Here is a 705-nt window from a genome sequence, read left to right on the forward strand (position 1 = left end):
CTTTTACCTGTTTCCAAATCAACTGAATCAAACCAACAGTCCAATAGTGGCGATTACGCTCGCGCTGATGTGTGTACCTTTCCTCGTATTAGGACAAACCAACAGCCGTGTTTTACAAGCAAGTAAAATGGTGGTGCCATCCCTATTCGCGCTTCAACTCGGCGTCAGTGTGCTCATGGTTTTGTTCATTATTGGCCTGAGCACACTGCACTTACAAAACATCAACAGCCTAATGGCGGCATTGCTGCTGGCGAGTCTGATCGTCAGTATTGCTTCAACGACTAAATGGTTTAGCTCTGGTCAATATCAAAAGCCGACCCCGACAACAAATATCGAACTGATCTCCTCTGCGAAGCAAGTGTGGATTGGCAGCATTTTCACCAATATCCTCCAATGGGGAAGCATTGTTATTGCTGGTTTTTTCATTTCTACCACGGAGCTAGGGTTGTTAGCAGCAGCGCAACGAACATCGCTACTGATTGGCTTTGTACTGATTACCATTAACTTCGTTGTTGCCCCAATGTTCGCCTCTCTTTTTAAAGAGGGAAAGCTGGATAAACTGCGAAATTTAAGTCGATGGGCTTGTCGCGCAAACATTGGCGCAGCTTTACTTCCTGTCTTGGTTTGCACCCTATTTCCTGAATTCGTCATGCAGCTTTTTGGTGATGAATTTCTTGCGGCAGCTCCGCTGTTAGTTGTCCTTTC

1 protein-coding gene is annotated in these 705 nt (G+C 45.7%); it reads left to right on the plus strand.

All coding sequences use genetic code 11. The annotated features are described in order from the left end of the window. On the plus strand, nucleotides 1–705 hold a 705-nt coding region (locus R7Q48_RS27435; RefSeq protein WP_411979295.1), incomplete at both ends, for a lipopolysaccharide biosynthesis protein.

The sequence above is a fragment of the Vibrio sp. 378 genome, assembly GCF_033339435.1.